The 23440-nt window shown below is 59.7% G+C and carries 27 protein-coding genes; 19 read left to right on the top strand and 8 right to left on the bottom strand.

Annotation, left to right across the window (positions count from 1 at the left end):
- Positions 1 to 323 precede the first annotated feature (323 nt).
- Positions 324 to 875: a DUF3043 domain-containing protein gene (locus IEY43_RS08815; protein ID WP_229777337.1), complete on the bottom strand. Its 552-nt coding sequence runs from the start codon at positions 873 to 875 to the stop codon at positions 324 to 326.
- Positions 876 to 986: 111 nt separating this feature from the next.
- Here IEY43_RS08815 and IEY43_RS08810 point away from each other — a divergent pair, with 111 nt between their 5' ends.
- From IEY43_RS08810 to IEY43_RS08785, 6 genes are all read left to right on the top strand, one after another.
- Entirely contained in the window at positions 987 to 2396 is a 1410-nt protein-coding gene (locus IEY43_RS08810; protein WP_188948235.1) for a dipeptidase, read from the top strand.
- Between the two features lie 134 nt (positions 2397 to 2530).
- On the top strand, positions 2531 to 2905 hold the full coding sequence (locus tag IEY43_RS08805) for a HesB/IscA family protein (RefSeq protein ID WP_047119131.1): 375 nt from the start codon (positions 2531 to 2533) through the stop codon (positions 2903 to 2905).
- Positions 2906 to 3117: 212 nt separating this feature from the next.
- On the top strand, positions 3118 to 4005 hold the full coding sequence (gene ctaC / locus IEY43_RS08800) for an aa3-type cytochrome oxidase subunit II (protein WP_434089221.1): 888 nt from the start codon (positions 3118 to 3120) through the stop codon (positions 4003 to 4005).
- Positions 4006 to 4010: 5 nt separating this feature from the next.
- Positions 4011 to 5729 carry an aa3-type cytochrome oxidase subunit I gene (gene ctaD / locus IEY43_RS08795; protein WP_188948233.1) on the top strand — a complete coding sequence of 573 codons (1719 nt, stop codon included), beginning with the start codon at positions 4011 to 4013 and terminating at the stop codon, positions 5727 to 5729.
- Positions 5730 to 5731: 2 nt separating this feature from the next.
- Positions 5732 to 6133 carry a cytochrome c oxidase subunit 4 gene (locus tag IEY43_RS08790; protein WP_188948232.1) on the top strand — a complete coding sequence of 134 codons (402 nt, stop codon included), beginning with the start codon at positions 5732 to 5734 and terminating at the stop codon, positions 6131 to 6133.
- Positions 6134 to 6245: 112 nt separating this feature from the next.
- Positions 6246 to 7028, top strand: coding sequence for a GntR family transcriptional regulator (locus IEY43_RS08785; RefSeq protein ID WP_188948231.1), 783 nt, complete (start codon positions 6246 to 6248; stop codon positions 7026 to 7028).
- Between the two features lie 473 nt (positions 7029 to 7501).
- On the opposite strand, the gene qcrB is transcribed toward IEY43_RS08785, so the two are convergent.
- The 4 genes from qcrB to ctaE form a co-directional block, all read right to left on the bottom strand.
- On the bottom strand, positions 7502 to 9172 hold the full coding sequence (qcrB, locus tag IEY43_RS08780; RefSeq protein WP_188948230.1) for a cytochrome bc1 complex cytochrome b subunit: 1671 nt from the start codon (positions 9170 to 9172) through the stop codon (positions 7502 to 7504).
- A gap of 2 nt (positions 9173 to 9174) precedes the next feature.
- The gene (gene qcrA, locus IEY43_RS08775) at positions 9175 to 10227 is read right to left on the bottom strand and encodes a cytochrome bc1 complex Rieske iron-sulfur subunit (RefSeq protein ID WP_188948229.1); all 1053 of its coding nucleotides are present in this window, start codon (positions 10225 to 10227) and stop codon (positions 9175 to 9177) included.
- Positions 10228 to 10297: 70 nt separating this feature from the next.
- Complete coding sequence (gene qcrC, locus IEY43_RS08770) at positions 10298 to 11092, bottom strand: cytochrome bc1 complex diheme cytochrome c subunit (protein ID WP_188948228.1); 795 nt, start codon at positions 11090 to 11092, stop codon at positions 10298 to 10300.
- A gap of 76 nt (positions 11093 to 11168) precedes the next feature.
- Positions 11169 to 11807, bottom strand: a complete 639-nt coding sequence (gene ctaE, locus IEY43_RS08765; RefSeq protein ID WP_188948227.1) for an aa3-type cytochrome oxidase subunit III — start codon at positions 11805 to 11807, stop codon at positions 11169 to 11171.
- A gap of 287 nt (positions 11808 to 12094) precedes the next feature.
- On the opposite strand from ctaE, the gene trpD reads away from it, so the two are divergent.
- Positions 12095 to 13162, top strand: a complete 1068-nt coding sequence (trpD, locus tag IEY43_RS08760; RefSeq protein ID WP_188948226.1) for an anthranilate phosphoribosyltransferase — start codon at positions 12095 to 12097, stop codon at positions 13160 to 13162.
- Positions 13163 to 13245: 83 nt separating this feature from the next.
- Here the strand turns inward: trpD and IEY43_RS08755 are convergent, their stop codons facing one another.
- The gene (locus IEY43_RS08755) at positions 13246 to 13527 is read right to left on the bottom strand and encodes an Lrp/AsnC family transcriptional regulator (RefSeq protein WP_188948225.1); all 282 of its coding nucleotides are present in this window, start codon (positions 13525 to 13527) and stop codon (positions 13246 to 13248) included.
- A gap of 162 nt (positions 13528 to 13689) precedes the next feature.
- On the opposite strand from IEY43_RS08755, the gene IEY43_RS08750 reads away from it, so the two are divergent.
- Entirely contained in the window at positions 13690 to 14283 is a 594-nt protein-coding gene (locus IEY43_RS08750; protein WP_188948224.1) for a sigma factor-like helix-turn-helix DNA-binding protein, read from the top strand.
- 5 nt (positions 14284 to 14288) lie between these two features.
- Positions 14289 to 14831 carry a hypothetical protein gene (locus IEY43_RS08745; protein WP_188948223.1) on the top strand — a complete coding sequence of 181 codons (543 nt, stop codon included), beginning with the start codon at positions 14289 to 14291 and terminating at the stop codon, positions 14829 to 14831.
- Here the strand turns inward: IEY43_RS08745 and IEY43_RS08740 are convergent.
- Positions 14811 to 15194: a DUF3054 domain-containing protein gene (locus IEY43_RS08740; protein ID WP_188948222.1), complete on the bottom strand. Its 384-nt coding sequence runs from the start codon at positions 15192 to 15194 to the stop codon at positions 14811 to 14813. The two genes, IEY43_RS08745 and IEY43_RS08740, sit on opposite strands and share 21 nt — an antisense overlap.
- Positions 15195 to 15312: 118 nt before the next feature.
- Here IEY43_RS08740 and IEY43_RS08735 point away from each other — a divergent pair, with 118 nt between their 5' ends.
- From IEY43_RS08735 to IEY43_RS08720, 4 genes are all read left to right on the top strand, one after another.
- Positions 15313 to 16305 (top strand): arsenic resistance protein, encoded by a 993-nt coding sequence (locus tag IEY43_RS08735; protein ID WP_229777336.1) that lies wholly within the window; start codon positions 15313 to 15315, stop codon positions 16303 to 16305.
- An 86-nt stretch (positions 16306 to 16391) separates the two neighbouring features.
- A complete protein-coding gene (locus IEY43_RS08730; RefSeq protein WP_188948220.1) occupies positions 16392 to 16955 on the top strand; it encodes a dihydrofolate reductase family protein in 564 nt (187 codons plus the stop codon).
- Positions 16956 to 17134: 179 nt separating this feature from the next.
- Positions 17135 to 17320: a hypothetical protein gene (locus IEY43_RS08725; RefSeq protein WP_188948219.1), complete on the top strand. Its 186-nt coding sequence runs from the start codon at positions 17135 to 17137 to the stop codon at positions 17318 to 17320.
- 75 nt (positions 17321 to 17395) lie between these two features.
- Complete coding sequence (locus tag IEY43_RS08720) at positions 17396 to 17725, top strand: dihydrofolate reductase family protein (RefSeq protein WP_188948218.1); 330 nt, start codon at positions 17396 to 17398, stop codon at positions 17723 to 17725.
- Between the two features lie 305 nt (positions 17726 to 18030).
- Here the strand turns inward: IEY43_RS08720 and IEY43_RS08715 are convergent, their stop codons facing one another.
- Positions 18031 to 18387 carry an ArsR/SmtB family transcription factor gene (locus IEY43_RS08715; protein WP_188948217.1) on the bottom strand — a complete coding sequence of 119 codons (357 nt, stop codon included), beginning with the start codon at positions 18385 to 18387 and terminating at the stop codon, positions 18031 to 18033.
- A gap of 318 nt (positions 18388 to 18705) precedes the next feature.
- Between IEY43_RS08715 and zapE the strand changes: the two genes are divergently transcribed.
- The 6 genes from zapE to IEY43_RS08685 all read left to right on the top strand — a co-directional run bounded on the left by zapE (position 18706) and on the right by IEY43_RS08685 (position 23337).
- Positions 18706 to 19752: an AFG1/ZapE family ATPase gene (gene zapE, locus IEY43_RS08710; protein WP_188948216.1), complete on the top strand. Its 1047-nt coding sequence runs from the start codon at positions 18706 to 18708 to the stop codon at positions 19750 to 19752.
- 2 nt (positions 19753 to 19754) lie between these two features.
- Positions 19755 to 20393 carry a peptide deformylase gene (locus IEY43_RS08705; RefSeq protein WP_188948215.1) on the top strand — a complete coding sequence of 213 codons (639 nt, stop codon included), beginning with the start codon at positions 19755 to 19757 and terminating at the stop codon, positions 20391 to 20393.
- Complete coding sequence (locus IEY43_RS08700) at positions 20393 to 21241, top strand: putative RNA methyltransferase (RefSeq protein WP_188948214.1); 849 nt, start codon at positions 20393 to 20395, stop codon at positions 21239 to 21241. Before IEY43_RS08705 ends, IEY43_RS08700 begins: the two co-directional genes overlap by 1 nt.
- Positions 21242 to 21345: 104 nt before the next feature.
- On the top strand, positions 21346 to 21819 hold the full coding sequence (locus tag IEY43_RS08695; protein ID WP_188948213.1) for an NfeD family protein: 474 nt from the start codon (positions 21346 to 21348) through the stop codon (positions 21817 to 21819).
- Between the two features lie 65 nt (positions 21820 to 21884).
- Positions 21885 to 22802 carry an SPFH domain-containing protein gene (locus IEY43_RS08690; protein WP_188948212.1) on the top strand — a complete coding sequence of 306 codons (918 nt, stop codon included), beginning with the start codon at positions 21885 to 21887 and terminating at the stop codon, positions 22800 to 22802.
- Between the two features lie 187 nt (positions 22803 to 22989).
- Positions 22990 to 23337, top strand: a complete 348-nt coding sequence (locus tag IEY43_RS08685; RefSeq protein WP_188948211.1) for an RNA polymerase-binding protein RbpA — start codon at positions 22990 to 22992, stop codon at positions 23335 to 23337.
- The last annotated feature ends 103 nt before the right edge of the window (positions 23338 to 23440 follow it).

Raw genomic sequence — 23440 nt, 5'->3', positions numbered from 1 at the left:
TATCGGCGATTACAAGGGTGCGCCGCCCGTGCAGGAATACTCGCGCGAACCGTCCCGCGGCTCCAACAGAGGTTTCAGCCCACGCCTGCGCGTGGTTTTAACCACGATCTCTCCGCCCTCTTCAAGCCCCTGCCTTTGTGCGAGGGCTTGCCGTCCGTCGTTCTATGCAATGGGGAACAAACTTTAAAGGTGGTGGAAGGGGAGTTTCGGTCCCTTCGTCGAGAGCCGCCGGCGTAGTCCGAATCCTTCGTCGGCGCTTGCTTTCGGATAAGAGAAAGGGCGGATTCCAATCGGAATCCGCCCTTTGAAGTTGTCCAGATCGACTAGTCGATCGATGCTCCACGCTTGACCTGCGGCTTGGGCAGGCGCAGCTTGCGGAACTGCATGCCTCGCATGGTCGCGTACATGCGAACGCCGCGATCCAGCGAGCCGAACTTGGAGACAAGGCGACGCTTCAAGATCGAGGTCGTGACAATTGCCTCGATAATGATCACGGCAATCAGGACCCACAGCGCAACCTGGACGTACATCTGCACGGCCAGGTTGCCGCTGAAAGTCAGCGAAACAACAAGGAAAGCGAGGATGAAGAACATCATGAATTCGCCCACCATCCAGCGGGAGTCAATGAAGTTTCGCGCATAGCGCTTCTGCGGCCCCTTATCGCGAGCCATCAAGTAGCGTTCATCACCGGTTTCGTTGGCGATACGCAGGCGGTTCTGGGACTCGATACGCTGCTGGCGTTCGGCCTCCTTTGCGGCCTTGCGATCGGTCGGGACCAACGGACGCTGGCGATTGGCCTGCTGCGCGCTGCGCTTGGGCGTCGGTCCAGCCTTACGACCGTCGGTCGATTCAGAAGCCTGGTCAACAGGCTCCACATTTACTTGGGATTGAGATTCATCCTTCTTACGTCCAAACACCCCTCTATCCTAGCGGGGATTGAATCATCAGGTGACATTCACAACCACAAGAATTGCTAGGCTGAAACCATGTCATCAAATTCAATGCCTGAGGCCTCCGCACACGGTGTGGATGTAGCTAGCCTCAAGAACCACATCCAGTTGAACTTCGAGCAGATCCTCGAAGAGCTGAGCTCGCTGGTCGCCATCCCCAGCATCGCGTGGGAATCTTTCGACCCGGCAAACCTGGAGAAATCCGCAGAAGCCGTGGCGGCCTTGGCCAGAGGCGCCGGCATGCCCAGCGTGGAGATCCTGCGCGAACCCACTGACGCGGGAATCATGGGTGCTCCAGCAGTTGTCGCCCGCCGCCCTGCGGCCCCCGGCAAGCCAACCGTGCTGCTCTACGCCCACCATGACGTTCAGCCCCCAGGCGATGAAGCGGACTGGAACACCCCGGTCTTCGAGGCAACCCGCGTAGGGGACAGGCTTTACGGGCGAGGAGCCGCAGACGACAAGGCCGGCATCATGGTGCACATCGCCGCATTGCGTGCGGTGCTGGACTCGGTGGCGGACTTCGGCGTCGGCGTCACCTACTTCTTCGAAGGCGAAGAGGAAGCCGGTTCGCCGTCCTTCCGCAACTTCCTCGAAGCACACCAGGACAAACTTGCGGCAGACGTCATCATCGTCGCCGACTCCAGCAACTGGGCGGTAGGCACCCCGGCGCTGACAAGCTCCCTTCGTGGTATGTGCGCCGCAGAGATCACCGTGCGTTCGCTTCGGCACGCCGTGCACTCCGGAATGTTCGGAGGGCCGATCCTCGACGCGCCGATTCTCGCCGCAAAACTCATCTCCACCTTCCACGACGAGGACGGCTCGGTGGCAATCGCCGGTCTTGTGTCCAATGACTCCGCGGATGTCGACTTCGATGAAGCTGAATTCCGCCGCGATTCCGGCGCGCTTGATGCCTACTCGCTTGCCGGCACCGGCAAGATCACCGATCGGCTGTGGAATAAACCAGCCCTCAGTGTCATTGGAATGGATATGCCGAGCGTCGACCATTCCTCGAACACCCTGATTCCGCAGGCTCGATTCAAGGTTTCGATGAGGTTGGCGCCGGGGCAAGATCCAGCCAAGGCCCTGGAAGCCTTCGAGGAACACGTCAAGAACGTCGACCTCAGGGGAGCGGAAGTACAGTTCAAGGCAGTGGAAGCCGGCAATGCCTACCTGGCAGACCTGGCCGCCTCAGCCAACGACACCGCATCCTGGGCGCTGGAACAAGCCTGGGGAGTTGTACCGGTCCACATGGGGCTAGGCGGCTCCATTCCGTTCATCGCCGACCTTTCGGAAATTTTCCCGGAAGCGCAGATCTTGGTGACCGGCGTGGAGGATCCTGACTCGCGAGCCCATTCGGCGAACGAGTCCCTGCACTTGGGAGATTTCCAGCATGCGATTGAAGCGGAAGCGCTGCTTCTGGCCCGGATCAACGCCGAAGGCCTATGAGCCGCGTCATAGACGCAGTTCAAGGGGAAGCATTATTCGGGTCCCCGTCGTACGATAGAACTAAGAACAAAGGCCCCAAGTGCTCGTCACAACGATGAAACTTGGTGCCTAACCAAGCAGTTCGGGAGGAAATGATGACTGCAGCCGTAGACCAGACCAAGGGTGATCCAACCGAGGTCCCAACTCACGACGTCAATATTTCAGATGTCGCAGCAGCCAAGGTTCGCTCGCTTCTGGAGCAGGAAGGCCGCGATGACCTGCGCCTGCGCATTGCAGTGCAGCCGGGCGGTTGCTCCGGCCTCATCTACCAGCTCTACTTCGATGAGCGCATGCTCGACGGAGACGCAGTGCGCGACTTCGACGGCGTGGAAGTTATCGTCGACAAGATGAGTGTTCCCTACCTTGCCGGCGCCTCCATCGATTTCGAGGACACCATTTCCAAGCAGGGCTTCACCATCGACAACCCAGCAGCCTCCGGTTCCTGCGCCTGTGGAGATTCCTTCCACTAGGCCCTAGGGAACTAACGCCGCTGTTCAAACGTTGAAGAAATTTCTCGTTTGAACAGCGGCGTTTTTCGGTATTCTGGGTGCCGAGAGGGTAAGCTCTACGTTAAGTAGTAAAACTATGTTTCGCTTCATAAGCCACCTCACCGTGCAAGCAGTAATTCGCGAGGTGACTTATGAAGACCACATTCTGCACCAACAAAGAGGAAGGGCCGTCTGTGAGTTCGCAAGACCGAACCGGCAGTCGCGGTAAAGCCAAGGCCAAAGTATTAGCCTTGGTCGGCACCAGCGCATTGCTGTTGACGGGATGTTCAGCGGAAGTTCAACGCGGTTGGCTTCCGAACGTGGACCGCGACACCACCAACCACACCGCAGCTATCCAGGACTTCTGGGTTAACTCGTGGATTGCCGTGGTTGTCATCGGTGTTTTGACCTGGGGCTTGATGCTGTGGTGCATCATCGCCTACCGTCGCCGCAAGAACGATACTGGCTACCCACGTCAGCTGAGCTACAACCTGCCATTGGAGATCTTCTACACGGCCATTCCATTGGTCCTTGTTCTGGTCTTCTTTAGCTTCAACAACAACCTGGTTAACAGCATCAACAAGCCTGTTGACTCGGAGATCGTCGTCGACGTTCGCGCCAAGCAGTGGGCTTGGGACTTCAACTACACCTTCGATGGTGATCAGGAGAAGCACTACGCCGGCATTCAGGCTCACCTGAACGACGATGGCTCCGAGGGCATTCAGGAAACTCTGCCAACCCTGTACCTGCCAGTAGGCAAGTCGGTAGAGTTCCAGCTCAACAGCCGCGATGTCATCCACTCGTTCTGGGTTCCGGCCTTCCTTCAGAAGCTGGACATGATCCCAGGTAAGACCAATCACATCTACCTGACCCCACAGGTCGAAGGTACCTTCGATGGTAAGTGCGCCGAGCTTTGCGGCGAGTACCACTCGGAAATGCTCTTCAACTTGAAGGTTGTCAGCGAGGCAGAGTTCAAGGCTCAGATGGCCAAGCTGGAAGATGGACACATTGGTGAAGAATACGACCGCAGTCCGGATACCGTGAACAGCGTGATCGTGAAGCACGAAGGGGAAGGAGAGTAATCGCTATGACTACGTTTGAATATGCAACTGACGACGTGAAGTCGATTGCCCCAGCCGTTGTGCCGAAGTCCAAGGGTCGCCTCTTCGTCGACTTCATTACTTCGACCGACCACAAGAAGATCGGGTACATGTACCTGATCATGTCGTTCGTCTTCTTCTGCATCGGTGGCGTCATGGCGCTGCTGATCCGTGCAGAGTTGTTCGAACCAGGTATGCAGATCCTGCAGACCAAGGAACAGTACAACCAGCTGTTCACCATGCATGGCACCGTCATGCTCCTGATGTTCGCCACCCCGCTCTTCGCAGGTTTCGCCAACGTCATGATGCCGCTGCAGATTGGCTCGCCGGACGTGGCCTTCCCACGTCTGAACGCGCTGGCCTTCTGGTTCTTCGCCTTCGGTTCGACCATCGCCTTGGCCGGCTACCTCACCCCTCAGGGTGCAGCCAGCTTTGGTTGGTTCGCCTACGCTCCGCTGTCGAACACCACGTTCTCGCCGGGCATCGGCGGAGACCTCTGGGTCTTCGGTCTGGCACTGTCGGGCTTCGGCACCATCCTTGGTGCGGTGAACTTCATTACCACCATCATCTGCCTGCGTGCACCGGGCATGACCATGTGGCGTATGTCGATCTTCTCGTGGAACACCCTGATCACCTCGCTGCTGATCCTGATGGCGTTCCCGCCGCTGGCCGCTGCACTGTTCGCACTGGGTGCTGACCGCCGATTCGGGGCGCACATCTTCGATCCGGAAACCGGCGGTGCCATTCTCTGGCAGCACCTGTTCTGGTTCTTCGGCCACCCAGAGGTTTACATCATCGCGCTGCCGTTCTTCGGCATCGTTTCCGAGATCTTCCCGGTCTTCTCCCGCAAGCCGATCTTCGGCTACAAGGGCCTGGTCTTCGCGACCATCTCGATCGCTGCCCTGTCGATTTCCGTGTGGGCACACCACATGTACGTCACCGGTTCGGTTGCGCTGCCGTTCTTCGGCTTCATGACCATGCTGATCGCGGTTCCGACCGGCGTGAAGTTCTTCAACTGGATCGGTACGCTATGGCGCGGCTCGATCACGTTCGAAACCCCGATGCTCTGGAGCATCGGCTTCATGATCACCTTCCTGTTCGGCGGCCTGACCGGTATTATCCTGTCGGCTCCGGCTCTGGACTTCCACGTTTCCGATACCTACTTCGTTGTGGCTCACTTCCACTACGTGGTGTTCGGTACCGTTGTCTTCGCAATGTTCGCCGGATTCTACTTCTGGTGGCCAAAGTGGACCGGCCACATGCTCAACGAGCGTCTGGGCAAGATCCACTTCTGGTTGTTGTTCGTTGGTTTCCATGGAACCTTCCTCATCCAGCACTGGCTGGGTGTCATGGGCATGCCACGTCGCTACGCCGACTACATGCCTGAAGACAACTTCACCGCCATGAACCAGGTCTCCACCGTCTTCGCATTCATCCTGGGCGCTTCGATGATTCCATTCTTCTGGAACGTCTGGATCACCCACCGCAATGCCAAGAAGGTTGAAGTTGATGATCCATGGGGCTTCGGCGCATCGCTGGAGTGGGCAACCTCTTGCCCTCCACCACGTCACAACTTCCACTCCATTCCTCGCATTCGTTCGGAGCGTCCAGCTCTGGACCTGCACCACCCGGAATTGAGCGGCCGCGTCACCCCAGAGTCTCCAGTAGCGAAGATCTTTGGCCCCGCTGATCAGAAGGACCTGTAAAGATGAAAGTTGAAGCATGGATGTTCCTGGGAGGAATTTTCTTCTTCATCCCAGTGGCTTTCGTTTACGGTTACATGACCAACTGGCAGGAACTCGTCGGGTTCCCTGCACTGCTGCTGACCGGCGGCCTGTGCGGCATGGTCGGCTGGTACCTGTACTTCACCGCCCGTCGTGTTGGCCCTCGTCCCGAGGACCGCGTCGACGGTGAGATCCACGAAAACGCAGGCGACATTGGACACTTCTCCCCATGGAGCTGGTGGCCACTGGTCCTTGCCGGCGCTGCAGCCATCGGCTTCCTCGGCATTGCCGTTGGATGGTGGGTGTTCTTCATCGGCGCTGGACTGGCCGTGATCGCACTGGTTGGCTGGGTTTACGAATACAGCCGCGGTGACCACGCACACTAAGCACCAACCCTAACGGGGTGACAAGCATTTTTGCTTGTCACCCCGTTAGTCTTTTAAGCAGCAGTATTACTATCGCCTGGGCTCCAGGCGCCTTGGAAAAGGAGAGTTCGCGGTGCGCCATGCTCCACAGCCGATCGTGCAGGCCGTCCTTAATTCGGACAGCAAGGTCAGCAAATACCGCCAGATCCGCGAGATCCTCAAGACCCATGCGCGCGAGGACTGCAAGCCCGGCTACCGGCTGCCACCGGAACGGGTGCTTGCCGAACACTTCGGGGTGGCCCGCAAGACCATCCGCCAGGCCATCGACGCGCTGGTCGATGAACAGGTCCTCAAACGCGTTGTCGGCATCGGCACCTTTGTCGTCCCGGAGAAACTCGACCTGCGGGTGCGCCTGCACTCGTACTCGGAGGACATGATGCGCCGCGGCATGGTGCCCGATGCCCATGTACTGGAATTCTCGGAGATCAAGGCCAACCCCAACCTCGCCTCCCAGCTCATGGTCGACGAGGGGACCGGTGTCGTGCAGTTCAAGCGTCTGCTGCTGGCCGATGGAACGCCCATGAGCCTTGATGAAAATTACATGCCCGCCGATCTGGTGCCCGGCTTCGTCGACGGTGAACCACCGTCCAAGCTCTACCAGGCCCTGCACGAGCGCTACGGCATTCTCTTGGAGTGGGGTGAGGACCAGGTCGAAAGCACAGCTGCCAGCAAGCGCCAGGCGCAGCTGCTGGGTGTCGAGCCCGGTTTCCCGCTGCTGCAGATCACCCGATACGCCTACATCGGCGAGCGTCTGGCCGACTACTCGATTTCCTTGTACCGTTCGGACCGCTACAAGCTCTTCGTACCGCTGCAACGTCTTGGCACCGGAACGCCGCGCTATACCGACACCGTGTAGCCCCAAGCCCCGCCGCTTGGCGTTCATCGGCCGCCACGCGCCCCTACGCTTCTTTGACCGCGGAACCGCCGACGCGCGAGGTCCTGCGACGCCTGCAGTGCCCCGTGGCCGGAAAACTTGGTTCATTCGGCACTGGAAGGCTGCTCAGGTGCCGTCCGGCGGCTTCCGCGAAGGTCCCTGAGCGCGCGGCGAAAGCGTAGGCTCCCGCGCGTCGGGGTGATTGGATGCGGGGGAGTCAGCCCCGAATCGCCAGCTCCGCCTTGCGCCGCCACGCCTCGCGTTCCCACCCGAAGGCAGCATCGACCCTCCAGGGTCCCTGTGGCGATGCCGCAGCTCCTTCAACCAGCAGGTGTCCACCGTGCTGCGTTTGAGACCTGCAGGAGGCGTTCTGCGGCCTGCGGGAGTGCGAGTTAACGAAACGAGGGACATACCTTTCGGTATGCCCCTCGTTTTGTGACTAACGCGAGCCGAGATTACTTCTCGATCGAGTCCTGCTTCTCGCCTTCAACCTCGTGGTGGCCGTGGGCTGCCTTGGCAGCTTCCAGCTCCGACGGGGTTACTGGGGCGACGCGATCTTCGAAGAAGAACTTCGAGATCTTCGCACGACGCTTCTCCTTGCGGGAGATGTGTCCGGCAGCATCCGGCTGGGCCGGGATGTACTGGTTGTCGTTGAAGTTGGTCAGGACGTAGCGCTTGTAGACATCTACTTCCTCGTGCTTCTCCGAGAAGCCACCCTCTGGCGACATCTGGATGATGCCGGCTTCGCGGCCGTGCAGCACGATCTCGCGATCCTTGCGCTGCAGCGACAGGCAGATGCGGCGGGTCAGCCAGAAGGCAACCAGCGGGCCGACGAAGAACAGAACGCGCAGCCAGTAGGTGACATCGTTCAGTGCTACGTGGAAGTGGGTTGCAATCAAGTCGGACGAGGCAGCTGCCCACATCACGCAGTAGAAGACAACACCAGCAGCGCCCATGGCGGTACGGAACGGTGCGTTGCGCGGACGGTCGAGCAGGTGGTGCTCGCGGTTGTCCTTGGTGACCCAGCGTTCGATCCATGGCCATGCGAACATGACGGCGAACAGGGCACCGGCAGGAACCAGGGCCGGCAACAGGACCGAGAGGACCAGGCTGTTATCGCCCCACGGGAACGGAATGTTCCACACGAAGCTGAAGTCGCCCAGAACACCCGGCATCAGGCGCAGCGCGCCGTCAACGAAACCGATGTACCAGTCAGGCTGGGTACCAGCGGAAACCGGTGACGGGTCATACGGACCGTAGTTCCAGATCGGGTTGATCTGGAAGATGCCCGAGATGAAAGCGACGATGCCGAAGACGATGAAGAAGAAGCCGCCAGCCTTGGCTGCGTACACAGGACCCACTGGGAAGCCAACAACGTTGTCGTTGGTGCGGCCCGGGCCAGGGTACTGGGTGTGCTTGTGGGTCACAACCATGAACAGGTGGACCACGAGCAGCAGGATGATGACCGCCGGAACGATCATGATGTGCAGCGAGTACAGACGTGGAATCACGTGTACCCCTGGGAACTCACCGCCGAAGAAGAACATCGACAGGTAGGTGCCCACAACAGGCAGGGCCTTCATCACGCCATCGATAATGCGCAGACCGTTACCGGAGAGCAGATCATCTGGCAGGGAGTAGCCGGTGAAGCCAGCAGCCAGGCCCATGATCAGCAGTACGCCGCCGACAACCCAGTTCAGCTCACGCGGGCGACGGAACGCACCGGTGAAGAACACGCGCAGCATGTGCACGGAGAGGGAAGCAACGAACAGCAGTGCGGACCAGTGGTGTACCTGGCGCATGAACATACCGCCACGCACGTCGAAGGAGATATCGAGCGTCGACGCCATGGCGGCCGACATGCCGATACCCTTCAACGGTACGTACGAGCCTTCGTAGGTGATGTGAGTCATCGAAGGATCGAAGAAGAAGGTCAGGAAGGTGCCGGAGAGCAGCAGCAGTACGAAGGTGTACAGCGCCACTTCACCGAACATGAAGGACCAGTGGTCAGGGAAGACCTTGCGGCCGAATTCCTTGACGATGGTCGATGCGCCAACGCGGGTGTCGACGAAGTTGGCCAGGCGGCCGGTCTTGGTCGACGCGGTGTACTCGTTAGTAGTCGTCATGATTACTGACCACGCTCCCAGTAAGCTGGGCCAACCGGTTCGTGGAAGTCGCTCTGGGCTACGAGGTAGCCTTCAGCATCCACCGTGATTGGCAACTGCGGAAGTGCGTGACCTGCCGGGCCGAAGACAACCTTGCACTCATTGGCGAGGTCGAAGGTCGACTGGTGGCAAGGGCACAGCAGGTGGTGGGTGTGCTGCTCGTACAGAGCAATCGGGCAACCCACGTGGGTGCAAATCTTGGAGTAGGCGACGATGCCGTCTACGTTCCAGTCTTCGCGGCCCTCGGAGATGTTCATCTCCTGTGGATCCATACGCATCAGCAGAACAACGGCCTTGGCCTTTTCGTTCAGCACGTCCTCGGCTTCGTTCAATCCCTCGGGAATGACGTGGAAAGCCGAGCCGATCTGTACGTCCGAAGCCTTGATCGGGGTACCCGATGGGTCGCGGGTCAAACGAACGCCGGTGTCCCACATGGTGTGACGCAGCTGTTCGACCATTTCGCCAGCGGTCTTTCCGGAACGCTCAAGGTCGCGGAACATGAAGATCGCAGGGATCGGTGCCAAGGCGATGGCGCCGATCAGGGTGTTGCGGATCAGCGGACGGCGCTTGATGCCAGACTCGTCGATGATGGTGTCAACGATGTCGACTGCATCCTGGCGATCTGCTTCGGTGCGAATTTCGTGGCGGCTCTCGACCAGTTCGTGGTCTGGCATCAGGGTCTTGGCCCAGTGAACGATGCCGACACCGATGCCCAGCATCGCGAATGCGGTGCCGAGGCCCAGAGCTGCGTTCTGAACGCGAAGTTCAGCGAAAGTCATGTCGCCCAGGTGGCCCAGGACGAAGTAGGCCACGAAGAAGAACAGCGTGCCGATGATGGAGATGGTAAATAGGAGCGCTACTTGGCGCTCGTGTCGCTTGGCTGCGCGCGGATCGCGGTCTGCGAGACGCGGACGGTGCGGAGGTAGTCCTGGATCCGGGAACCGGTCCTGAGCCACATCGTCAGCCTTAGCAACGGTGCCCGAGTTTTCGGGACTGCCGTGACTATGGTCGCCCATGTTTCTCTCTCATCCTTCTGTTAGGAATTTTTGTACGTAGTGATGTTTGCGGCGCTACGCCGCGAGTGCCTTAGGAAGGACGCGAGGTCAACCAAATGGTGAAGGCGATGATGATACCCAGACCAGCGGTCCAGACGAACAGGCCTTCAGCCACTGGGCCAAGCGATCCGAGTGCGAAACCGCCGGCGGAACCATTGGCTTCAATGGTCTTCAGGAAGGTGACAACGTCGCGCTTCTCGTCCGGGGTGATGTTCGAATCGTTGAACACAGGCATGTTCTGTGGGCCGGTAACCATTGCCTCGTAAATGTGCTTCTCGCTGACACCAGCCAGGGTCGGAGCAAACTTACCGCGGGTCAGGGCGCCACCGGCAGCAGCGGCGTTGTGGCACATTGCGCAGTTGACGCGGAACACGGTTCCACCATGAGCGGCGTCGCCCTTGGTGGTATCCAAGCTTTCCTCATCCGGGATAGCCGGTCCTGCGCCGAGGCTGGCTACGTAAGCAGCCAGCTGCGAGATCTGGTCATCGGTGAACTGCACTGGCTTTGCCTGGGCCTGAGGGCCCTGCATCTGCATCGGCATACGTCCGGTGCCAACCTGGAAGTCAACCGATGCGGCGCCAACGCCGATCAGCGACGGACCCGTGTTGGTTCCTTCTGCATTCATACCGTGGCAGGTGGCGCAGTTGGCGACGAAAAGCTTTCCGCCTTCATCTACATCCGACTGCGAGGCAGTGGTGGTGTCCGCAGCCTTCGCTTCGCTGATGCTTCCCGCTGCAGTGTAGAGACTGCCGGTAATCAGCAATCCGAATAACAGCAGGGCCACAGCGGCGAGCGGGTGGCGGCGCTTTTTCGAAAGAGCCTTCACTTGCTGATTCCTCACTTAATTTCTTGGTGTGGTGTTGCCGTACTTCTGTGGAGGCAACTGATGAATTGTTAGTTGCCTACTTGAGGAAGTAGATGATCGCGAACAGAGCAATCCAGACGACGTCAACGAAGTGCCAGTAGTAGGACACGACGATGGCGCCGGTTGCTTCGAAGTGACCAAACTTCTTCGCGAGCATCGCACGACCAATGATCAGCAGGAATGCAATCAGGCCACCGGCAACGTGAATGCCGTGGAAGCCAGTAGTCATGTAGAACGCCGAAGCATAGCCGTTCGAGTTCATAGCAACGCCCTCATGAATGAGGACGACGTATTCGTAGGCCTGGACCGAAACGAAGATAGCCCCAAGGATGAAGGTGAGAATGAACCATTCGATCATTCCCCATTCCTTGAGGTTGAACACTCCGCCGGTGCGGCGAGGCTTAAATGCCTCGGCCTTGAAAACACCAATCTGGCACGAGAACGAGCTGGACACCAGAATCAAGGTGTTAACCAGCGCGAACGGAACGTTCAGCTTGGCAGTTTCAGTCGCCCAGAGTTCGGGCGCGGCAGCACGGATGCTGAAGTACATGGCGAAGAGGGCGGCGAAGAACATGAGCTCGCTGGAGAGCCACACCATCGTTCCCACCGACACCATGTTTGGGCGGTTCGGCGCATGTGGCGCCGTCGTATTTGGGGCATGAGTCGCAGTTGTCACACTGACATTATGTCTCTAAACGGCCCTCAGATACCAATACAAACCGGGCCTGACAGTGGTTTTTTCCACCACATCAGGGCAACAACCGCGGAAACACGCGGAAGTTCGAATCAAACTCTTTCTACAATTCGTAGAGCTTGATCCGGCGAGTCACGCGAAACATTCACTTATGCAACACCTGTGTTGCGTAATTCTTCCCTGCAAAGTGCCGATTTCGGAGGCCGGAGTCGCAACTTCTTAAGACATGAAGTGGAGAGATTTCCGCGCTTCTCGTTAGGCTTACATACGTGTCAACGAGCCCTGTAAACGAAAAGTTCCCGACGTGGCCAAATCTGCTGGCCACACTGATTTCGGGCGGCGATCTGAGCCGCGACGAAGCAGGCTGGGCCATGAACGAAATCATGAATGGCGAAGCGAGCGACGTACAAATCGCTGGCTTTTTAGTCGCCCTGCGCGCCAAGGGTGAAACCGTCGCCGAATTGACCGGTTTGGTGGACTCGATGGTGGCAAATGCCCGTCCGCTGAGCGTCAATGCACCAACTCTAGACATTGTTGGAACCGGCGGCGATCGTCAGAACACCGTCAATATTTCGACCATGGCGACCTTGGTCTGCGCCGGCGCCGGAGTCAGCATAGTTAAGCACGGCAATCGAGCCTCGTCGTCTTCCTCCGGATCTGCCGACGTGCTTGAGGCCCTTGACGTGCGCCTGGACGTACCAATCGAGCGCCTTGTTGAGGTTTACGACAAGGTTGGGATTGCGTTCTGTTTCGCCAATATCTTCCATCCCTCGATGCGTCATGTCGCCAATGCGCGACGTCAATTGAGGATCCCTACCGCGTTCAATTTCATGGGTCCACTAACCAACCCGGCCTTGCCCAGCGCTTCGGCCATCGGATGCTCAGACCTGAAGATGGCCCCGATTATGGCCGGGGTTCTGGCCAGCCGCGGCGTCCGCGGGCTGGTATTCCGGGGAGAAGACGGCCTGGATGAGTTGACTACCACCGCATCGAACCGCGTTTGGGAAGTGCGCAACGGGCAAGTCAACGAGTTCACTTTTGACGTCCAGGAAATCGGGATCGCACGTGCGACCCTCGAAGACCTCCGCGGAGGCGACGCACAACATAACGCCCAGGTTGTACGCGACATTGTCAACGGCGCCACCGGCCCCGTACGCGATGCAGTCCTTGTCAACGCCGCCGCCGGCATCGTTGCGTTCGACGAGAAGGCCGAGGGCAGCTTCAAGGATCGCATGGCTGCGGCCCTCGACCTCGCCAAGCAGTCGATCGACTCCGGCGCCGCGGCGGCGGTGCTCGCGACCTGGTCTGAAACCACAACGGCTATTGTTGGCAGCTAGGCAAGTGCCGCAGCCAACAAATTGAGGCCTTGGTTCATCGCTTTACAAGCGATGAACCAAGGCCTCGTTTTTTATAGTTTCGCTTATTCGCCCAAGTCCAGGGAGAACGCCGCATCGAGATCGTGCGTAGAGTACGCACGGAACGCGATGTGCGTCTGGGTTCCGCGGATGCCGGGGATCTTGGAAAGCTTGTTCGCGATCACTTCCGCAAGGTCCTCATGCTTGTGCACATGAGCGATTGCGATTAGATCCCAATCGCCGGCAACTGAGTAGACCTCGCGAATGCCTTCGATCTCGGAAATCTGCTGGGCGGATTCGGGAATGCTGTCGGTAGCCGTCTGAATCATTACGAATGCGGTAACCATTGATACCTCTCAATGCTCGTGACCCGCCTGCTTTTGGGCCATCCTCTTGACTCAACCTTAGTCGACAATGGGTGAGATTCGAGCGTTTCGAGAACAAACGGGACACCCATGCTACAAGTTTTAAAATTTGTAAAATAAAAGACAATGTTTTAACATTGTTTCATGATTGTCTTGACGATTGATCAGAGGCGTTCACGTTCCTCTGACGACAAGGTTGAAGCACTGGTCAAACAGGCTAATGCTACCGTACCCGTGGTGCGCCCGTTCCAACGCACCGCGGGAGATGAAATCCAGGCCGTGATGGACGACGCCTCGGAAGCGATCCGCTTGGCGGTCATGATGGCCGCTTCAGGGGATTGGAGCGTTGGCATCGGTTTCGGCCAGGTCGAAACACCTTTGCCGGCTGAAACGCGCGCGGGCCGAGGTCCCGCATTTGAGTTCGCCAGGGTGGCCGTTGAACGAGCCAAGAACACCAATGCGCATTTGGCGGTCCACGGGCCGACCAACGAGGCTTCTCGGCTGGAGGCCGAGCTCCAGCTAACGGCTGCCGTTGTTTCAAAGCGCCGTGCCACGGCGTGGGAAGCCGGAACGCTGGCCGATGAGGGGATGACCCAGCAGCAAATCGCCGTGCGCCTCGGAATCACTCAGCAGGCTGTTTCGTCTAGGCTGTCAGCAGCACTATGGTTCGAAGCTAATCGAATGATGGATGAGGCTGCCAAGTCGCTGGCGCGCCAATTGAAGCTGATAGGGGAGTAGCTCCTGTGTTCTGGACCGCTTGGGCAGTTCTGATCGTTGCCACCGGCTTGTCTGCCGCCGCGAGTTTTCTCAGCTATGCGAAAGGACGCCGCGCGTCAATCCGCACCTGGATTACCCTCGTGGCCGCCGTGCTCGCGCTGGCTTCGCTGGTCTTGGGTCTCGTCGGCCACGCGGTACACGAGAGCGAGTCCGTTCCGGCAGTGTTATCGATTTCGCTGAGCGTGCTCTTCGCGCTTGCGTTCGGTGGACCCTTCACCGAACTGGTTTTCACGATGGCTTCCAGGGCCCCGAAGCCTCCGGCGAAAGAAAAGTCCGATCCGTCACCGCTGCGTGGCGGGTTGTGGATCGGACTTCTGGAACGCGCAGCCATTGTGGGTACGCTCTGGGCCGGCTGGCCCGAGGGAACTGCAGTTGTTCTTGCCGTCAAGGGACTTGGCCGATTCGCGGAACTGAAGAATCACCAGGCCGCTGAACAGTTCATCCTCGGGACGTTCGCCAGCGGGCTTGTCGCAGCTGGCGCTTACGGATTAGGCCTGTTGCTTAGCTAAGCGCTTGGCTACCAGTCCGGTAATGAGGCGCCGGCCCAACAGGAACAGTCCAAGCACCAGGGTGGCAACGATGATGAAGGCCACAGCTGCGGTGTCGTTGAATGCCAGTCGCAAAGCGATGCCCAAGGCCACGGTGCCGATCCAGATCAGCAGTCCGGTGGGCCACAGGTTGTTAATGGTTTTCCATGGGCGCGAAGCCACGGTCACGATCGCGTAGCCGATCAAGAATGGAAGCGCAGTCCACAAGATGCCGCCCAGCGAGAGCCCATGCTCATGCTCGCGGCGGCCCAGCAGGGCGAAGATGGCGATGAGTACTAGATCAATGGCGACCCAGGCGGGCCACTGACGGATTTTTTGAGCCATGAAAATATCCTAGGTTCTTCCTCGCGCTACAACGAATCATTTGATGTCGCTTACAGTTTTGACGTGCGGCAGCCGGAGCCGGAAGGTCTCGTCAGGAGCAAGAAAGGCGGTTCCCTGCGTGTTGGAACACAGCAATGGAATTCTTCAAAAGTGGCAGGTCCCGTTGTACCTGCTTGCCGTGGCGACCGCCGCATCGTTCGGCCTGCTGGAACCGCAGACGGCCACGGTGCTGGATTCAGGGATCAACCCGGCGTTGGCACTGTTGCTCTTCGCGACATTTCTCGCCATTCCGCTCACCCGGCTCATCGGAGCCTTACGCAACATCCGTTTCCTCATGGCCGCGGTGCTGCTGAACTTCGCTGCTGTTCCGCTGGTTGTCTGGCTGCTGAGCCGCGTGGTCGCCGCAGATGCCGAATTGATGATCGGCTTGTTGCTGGTGCTCCTCGCGCCGTGTGTCGACTATGTCATCGTGTTCACCCGGATCGCCGGGGGAGCGAGCCACCAATTGCTGGCGGCCACGCCGGTCTTGATGCTGCTCCAGGTGGTCATGCTGCCCATCTATCTTTCTTGGTTCGCGGGCCCGGCCTTGGGAGCGGTCATCACCCCCGAACCGTTCGCCCATGCGTTCACGTGGCTGATTGCCGTTCCGCTCGTTTCAGCCATGCTGGTCCAGCTATTGGCCCGCAGGTTCAGGTCGGCCGAGGTTATCGAGAACCTGATGGATCTGCTCATGGTGCCGCTGATGATGCTCGTGCTGTTCCTGGTGGTGGCTTCACAGGTCAGTTCAGTCAAGGCCGAGTTCTCCCGTCTGCTGGCGGTTGTGCCGCTCTACGTGCTTTTCCTTGTCGTCATGCCGCCCGTGGGGAAAGGCATCACACGCATCTTCAAACTCGCAGTGCCGGAGCAGCGGGCCCTGGTTTTCTCCGGTGCCACACGCAACTCGCTGGTCGTCCTGCCCCTGGCCTTGGCCATGCCCGCGTCGCTTGCCCTGGTCCCGGCCGTGGTGGTGGCCCAGACGATCATCGAACTTCTCGGAATGCTTGTCTATGTCAAGGTGGTGCCTCGGCTGCTGCCAGGGTCCCCGGTCCAAGGCAGATCCCCGCAAACCTGAGAGGCCTCGGAAGATCCATCCGTCGTGACGGAATACCCGTGTCACGGGTCTACACTGAGCAGACCAATCAGAGGGGAGTACCAGCCATGGGGAACCTGATCTACGGCATGAATGTGAGCCTGGATGGATATATCGCCGACACGGAGGGTGATATTTCATGGGGCGTTTCCACCGAGGAGCTTTTCAGATGGTGGCTCGAGGAGGAACAGGCGGTGAGCCTCATGCTGTACGGGCGCAAGCTGTGGGAAACCATGAGCCCATATTGGCCAACGGGGGACAAGGCGCCCGATGCCCGGTCCGACCAAGTTGACTATGCCCGCAACTGGAGGGACACTCCCAAAATCGTGTTTGCTTCCGACAGCCTACCCCTTGATTGGAACACGCGGCTGGCTACCGGTAATGCCGTGGCTGAGATCCGGGCGCTCAAGGAACAAGTTAATGGGTCCATCCGCATCGGCGGTGCATCGCTTGCGTCCGCCGCCATGCGGGCGGGCTTGATCGATGAATACGCCGTGGTCACGCATCCGGTGCTGCTCGGCGGCGGCAACCCGTTCTTCTGCTTGCTCGACCAACACGTGCACCTCGAGCTTGTGGAAACCCGGGTCTTCGACGGGGGAGTGACCATGAACAGATACCGGTCCGAGACCTGAGCGCACGGCCCCGCACACAATTCCTCCAGAGAACCACCCGGGGGCCTTCGAACTTGCCACAGTCGGACAGCAACCTTCTGAACCCAGACAGGGTCTGAAGAACATTCACTGGTAACGCCTGGTGACGCCGCAAAGTTTGTGGAAAGCTGCAGACCAACTCTGTCCAGAGGAGACGTGAAATGGGTCGCATCGTTGCCATGAATTGGGTCAGTCTCGACGGGGTCATGCAAGCGCCATTATCGTCGGAAGAACACCGTGATGGAGGATTCACGGCCGGAGGTTGGGCCGCAACGACGAATGATGACACCATCGACGAAGTCATGCAAAAGGCCACGATTTCCGCGGCTGGCATGTTACTAGGCTGAAGGACCTATGACATCTTCGCCGAGGCCTGGTCGCAGGCGAACACAGCAGACCCCGCCATCGCGGCCATGAATCGAATGCGCAAGTATGTTGTCACCCAAAGCGCCAGCGAGCTCCAATGGATCAACAGTCAGCGCCTCGGGGGAGAGCTGGTGGCCTCAGTCCGCAAGTTGCGTGAATCGGGCAACGGAAACCTGGTCGTTTTCGGTTCGAGCCAATTGCTTCAAGCCTTGGCGAAAAATGACTTGATCGATGCGTATACGTTGCTTCTGTACCCGGTCATCCTCGGCTCGGGAAAACGACTTTTCGCAAATGACGACCACCGCAGGAACTTCATCTTGTCAGACTCGCTGATCTCGCCGACCGGCGTCGCCATCCTGACCTACCAGCGATCAGCGTATTCCTGAACGTGACAGACCAATCCTCATGCGGAGATGGTGAACGGGACGGCTCTGGATCGCTCCGGCCCGGCTATCTATCGACAACGCTGGATCGTCACCACTGGTCAATCCCTACCGGGGTGAATCCATTGAGCGCAGGCATCGTCAAAGAATGCTTGCACATGCAGGTCAACCATCAGCCAGCAGACGGTCGGGGACCGCCAGATTTCCATAACTTTACATAATGTAGATTATCGGCTTATTTGCAATGTCCCGGAAAGTGGGTGTTTTTCATTGAAATCGCATCACAGGACCACATCAGCGACAGCGTGTCACGAAGCTTCGCCGTCAGCCTGCTGCTCCATGCGGTACCGCGCAAAGTCCAGCGTCTGGCGGATGTACTCACGCGCACGCTCATCACGCATCGAATAGATCATGTGGCGGCCGGACTTACGCGTTTGCAGGACGCCAGCCGTGCGAAGCCGCGTCAGCAACTGGCTCGCAATTGTCGGCGTCACGCCAACCTGCTGGGCCAGCTCGGACAACGTGCGATCCTCCTGGCATAAGGCCCACAGAATCTGCAACCTCGCCGGATCGGAAAGCGTCTTCAGTACCAATACGGACATGTCCAGCAAGTCGCCGTCGATGATTTGGTCGCGCATCGGTTCAACCACAGGTTCGCTGGTCATGACACACGCTCCCAATCATCCGCTTGGCGCCCGGGACTTTCCCGGAGCCGCTACATGCTTCCCGTTCGCAAGTGAGTCCATTATGGTCATGCAAGCGAATAAAGCGATAGGTTCACCCCGGAGATCTCAGAAATTACCGCCTTCCCCTCCAGCGCACAGACTGCTCCCCCGAATAAATCATCTAACTCGAAGAACTCAATACGCGTTTTGACCTGCTGTTTTCCTTTATCCGTGGCTTTCGTGGTGCTCTCGGCCGCTTATGGCGTGGACCGGGGCACGTAAATTGGCCAACACCGCGGCAGATGGGAAGATTTACCTATGCCTTCTTTGCCCCCGATAACAGCACCGGCCAGGGAGCTCGAGGCTCGGATCCTGCGGAATATCGAAGACCATGAGGTGTCGCCCGACACCCAGCAGAAGCGGTTGATCTCGATTCTCAGCTCCGCAGCCGCCAGCAGGTTCTCTGACGAACACCATGGAGCCTACATCTACGGCCCGCCGGGACGCGGCAAAACGCTGATCATCAATGCGCTGGTTGCCTCTTCGCCTCGGCAAACCACCGCGCGATTCCACTTCCACGAGTTCTTCCAGAACCTGAACTCCCCCAAAAACCGTGTGCCCGGGCAACGCCTCGGCGCGATCTTCAGCCAAGGGCTGGAACGCGAGCTCAAGGGGTTGAAGATCCTGGTCTTCGACGAGTTCCACTGCACCGAGCCCGGCGACGCGATGCTGATGGTGCGGCTGGTCAAGTACTGTGCGGAACATTCGATCTTCTTGGTGGCCACTTCGAACTACGAGCCGGACCGGCTGCTGGACGATGACGCCTTCCACCATCTGGTCCAGCCGACCATCGCCTCGATCCGCGAGAACTTCACCGTTTTCGAACTCGATGGATCCGTCGACTACCGTACTCTGGCCGTGGACGGCGAGGCCTGCGACCGGGGGTACCGAGCGGGCACCCTGTCGGTGGGCGTCACCGCCGAGCCAAGCACCGCACGGCGAGAAATGATCCGGATCGGATACGACGAGATCGGCCCGGCCTACGTGGCGGATGAATCCATCTGGATCGGCTTTGACCAGTTGTGCGGCACCCGGCGCAACACGGCGGACTATCTGGAGCTGGTCCGACGATTCACGCGTTGGCATATCACCGCAGTTCCGGCCACCCGGGACTTGCCCATGGACGAGGAGCGCCGTCTGGCGAACGTGCTGGACATCTTCTACGACCGCGACATCGAGCTGCACCTGTATACCGCCGACGGGCTCGAACACCTGGGCTCGTCGCTGCACGACACCGAACGCGACCGGCTGGCCTCACGCCTGGCCCAGCTGCAATTCATTGAACTTGAACGGATGGGCCTCTGAGCATGAGCATCACCTACTCCCCCGAAGAACTCGAGATCCTCGTCGCCGGCGTGCTCGGCACGGCAGAGAACAACGTGGTGCCGATCGTCCAGCTGGGCCACCCGGTGCTGCGTCAGCAGGCTGTCCGCTACACCGGGCAGTTGCCGGGGAAACTGCTCGACGAGCTGCTGTCGGTCATGCGCCAAACCATGTACGCCGCTCCGGGTGTCGGCCTGGCCGCCCCGCAAATTGGTATTCCCCTGCAGATCGCGGTGCTGGAAGACCTCTACAGCCTGCCCGAAGACATGGCGGCCGAACGCGAGCGCGAACCGCTGGAGTACTTCGAGATTTTCAACCCGCGATACGAGCAGCGTGGGGAACGCACCGCCGAATTCTACGAAGGCTGCCTGTCCTTCGACGGATTCCAAGGCGTCGTGACCCGCCCGGCGGACATCCAAGCCAGCTACGAGGACCGCGAGGGGAACCCGGTGGTCCGTGAATTCTCCGGCTGGCAGGCCCGGATCGTGCAGCACGAGACCGACCACTTGTACGGGACCGTCTACATCGACAAGGCGGCCACCCGCTCGCTGATCAACGAGACCGAACTGTGGCGCCACCAGGGCCTGTCCGTGGCCTCCGCCAAGGAAGCACTGGGATTCTGATGCCGGACGCCACCACGTTGCTCTGCCCCGTCTGCCAAGGCGCCTTGGACTTGTCCAGCGAACCGCGCCGCACACTGGCCTGCCCGGCGGGCCACCGCTTCGACGCGGCGAAACAGGGCTACTTCAACTTCCTGACCGGCAAGGGGACGAATTTCCTCGAGGACACCTCGCCCATGGTGCTGGCCCGCGAGGCCTTCCAAAATCGAGGGCACTACGCCCAGCTGGCCGCCGAGCTCGCCGCCCTGGTCGCCGGGCACCACACTGCCCAGCAGCTGGACATCATCGATGCCGGCGCCGGCACAGGCTACTACCTTGGCGAAATCCTGGACCGCCATCCGGCGGCGCGCAAGGACGCGCTGGCCATGGACATCTCCCGGTTCGCCATGCGCCGGGCCGCCAAGCTGCCGGATACGCTCGCGGTTGTCTGGGACGTTTGGCGGGCCATCCCCAGCGGCGACGGATCACGCGACGTGGTGCTCAACTGCTTTGCGCCGCACAACCCTGCGGAGTTCCGCCGCGTGCTGCGCCCGCGGGGCCTGTGCCTGGTGGTCACCGGGGCCGCCGACCATCTGGAAGAGGTCCGCGAACCGCTGGACATGCTTTCGATCGCCGGCGGCAAGCAGGAATCCCTGGTCGAGAAATTCGGCGCTGAGCAGCTGACCCATCTGAGCTCCCGCAACATCAAGTACCAGATGGAGCTGGAACCCGAGGACCTGTTTAATCTGGCCTTCATGGGGCCTGCCGGGCACCATCTGGCCGCAGAGGTCCTGCGCGCCAAAGCCGACGCGCTCGGCCGGCGCACCGTAACAGCATCCTTCGACGTACATTTATTCGTCCCGCAGGGCTAGAAAATACCCCAAAATGACTACACTTTTCGTTCGCTGATTACGGCAGAATGGAGAAAAGGCCACTCGCAACGGGCCATTGATCAATTTGAGCAAAGGTGGATGCCATGACAACGGCCGAATGGATCATCAGCAACGCGTGGGTCATCTGGCTCGCGGTGTTTTTGCTGCTGGCGATCATCGAGATGCTGTCGCTCGACCTGTACTTCATCATGCTCGGGGTAGGCGCACTCGGCGGCGTCGCCGTCGCCCTCTCGGGCGGCCCCATGTGGCTTCAAGTTGTCGTCTTCTGCGTTGTTTCCCTGCTGATGATCCTGCTGGTCCGGCCCATAGCGGTGCGGCATCTGAAGAAATCTCCCGAGGGATTCCGAACGAATATCGAACGCCTGATTGGCGAGGACGCCTTGATCTTGGAGCCGACCTCGCGCCTGTCCGGGTCTGCGAAGATCCATGGCGAGATCTGGACCGCACGCGCCGAGGCGAACTCCCCCACCATGATGCCCGGTACCTACGCGGTGGTCCGGCGTGTGCAGGGAGCCACCGCATATCTTGAACCGGCGCCCCTGGCCCCGGAAAACTAATCCGCAGCGGCAGCTTGCCGCCCCATCGATTTATCACTCAAGCACAAGGAAAGAGAGTACAAACCATGACCGGTAATGGCTTTGGCTTGACCATCGTCCTTGTCGTTCTGGCGATCTTCGTGATCGTCGTGCTACTACGCAGTGTGCGTATCGTGCCCCAGGCACGAGCAGGCATTGTGGAACGCCTCGGCAAGTACAACCGCACCCTCAATCCGGGTCTGACCATCCTGATTCCCTTCGTGGACCGGCTGCTCCCGCTGCTGGATCTGCGCGAACAGGTTGTGTCCTTCCCGCCGCAGCCCGTGATCACCGAGGACAACCTCGTCGTCTCCATCGACACCGTGGTGTACTTCCAGATCACCGAGCCGAGGGCGGCCACCTACGAAATCGCCAACTACATCCAGGCAGTGGAGCAGCTGACCACCACGACGCTGCGTAACGTCGTCGGCGGCCTGAACCTGGAAGAGGCCCTGACCAGCCGCGACCAGATCAACGGCCAGCTGCGCGGGGTGCTGGACGAGGCCACCGGCAAGTGGGGCATCCGTGTCTCGCGCGTCGAGCTGAAGGCCATCGATCCTCCCCTGTCGATCCAGGACTCCATGGAGAAGCAGATGCGCGCAGAGCGTGACCGCCGCGCCGCGATCCTGACGGCGGAAGGCACCAAGCAGTCCGACATCCTGACCGCCGAGGGCAAGCGCCAGGCGTCCATCCTCAAGGCGGAGGGCGATGCCCAGGCCTCGATCCTTCGGGCCGACGGCGAAGCCCAGGCCATCCAGAAGGTATTCGACGCCATCCATGCCGGCCGACCGGACCAGGAGCTCCTGGCCTACCAGTACCTGCAGACCTTGCCGAAGCTGGCCGAAGGCACCTCGAACACCCTGTGGGTGATCCCGAGCGAGCTGACCGAAGCGCTCAAGGGAATCGGCGGCGCGCTGGGCGGAACGGGAACCGCCAAGAACCCGGGCTCCACCGACGGAATCTGATTCCGCGTTGACCCGAACAGGTCAATATCCACGCTGCGGCGAGGTGCGAAGCTTGCACCTCGCCGCAGACGCGTATAATGGATGTTTTGGTGTAAAGAATTTTCTTCCGCCACTTGAGACGGAATTATTTCAGCGCGCCAAACGTTGGTACGTGTAGCGAATTTTTTAGACATCGCGGAGGGAAAACATGAGCGATCGCAGCCTACGAGGCATGCGCCTGGGTGCACAGAGCATGGAATCTGAGGCAGGTGTGGAGCCGGCTGCCCGTCAGCGCGTCGAATACCGTACCGAAGAGGGTGAAACCCTCTTCATCGTCTTTGCCGCCGAGGCAGAGATCCCTGCAACTTGGGCCACCAAGACCGGCAAGGAAGCCAAGCTGGTGCATGGGGAGGCCAAGGCCGAGGAAGCCAGCAATGAGAAGCCCGTGCGTACTCACTGGGACATGTTGCTGGAACGCCGCAGCGAAGAAGAACTCGAGAAGATTCTGGCCGACCGTCTGACCCAGTTGCGCACCGCGCGTGGCGAGGCCGTCTAGACAGCATCGATGCCGCGGGGCCGGTTCCCTCCTGCAACAGGAGGGAACCGGCCCCGCAGTCATTTAAGCGCCGGCGAAGCCGGACACAACAACGCGGCGTCCG

Source organism: Glutamicibacter protophormiae (assembly GCF_014647495.1).
GTDB classification, from domain to species: domain Bacteria; phylum Actinomycetota; class Actinomycetes; order Actinomycetales; family Micrococcaceae; genus Glutamicibacter; species Glutamicibacter protophormiae.
This window is presented reverse-complemented; position numbering and strand designations above follow the sequence as displayed.